The sequence below is a fragment of the Vallitalea sediminicola genome (genome assembly GCF_054408565.1).
The window spans coordinates 1-252 of sequence record NZ_BTPT01000138.1 but is presented as its reverse complement, the minus strand read 5'-3'; the positions used below and the strand labels follow the sequence as shown (position 1 = coordinate 252).

Below are 252 nucleotides of genomic sequence, written 5' to 3'. Positions count from 1 at the left end.
ATGGTATGTGTTAAGATTAACATCGTAAATAACCAACGAACATGTATCTACACCTATAGCACCAAGTATGGAATCAGTAACTAACTCCATCAATTCATCAATATCCAAAACAGAACTTATGTAGCTGAGTAATTCATTTTGGATGTACATTTCAGCAGTAAATCTATTTAATCTTTCATTAGCTTCTTCCAATTCCATCTTTTGCTTAACTAGCTGGTCGTGAACCAATTGAATTAGTTGTTTCAGGACAAC

Annotated in this window: 1 protein-coding gene; it reads right to left on the bottom strand. The window is 33.3% G+C overall.

The features are described from left to right. Positions 1–252: hypothetical protein (locus tag ACX6CF_RS26165; RefSeq protein WP_458788325.1), on the bottom strand; the 252-nt coding region annotated here is incomplete at both ends.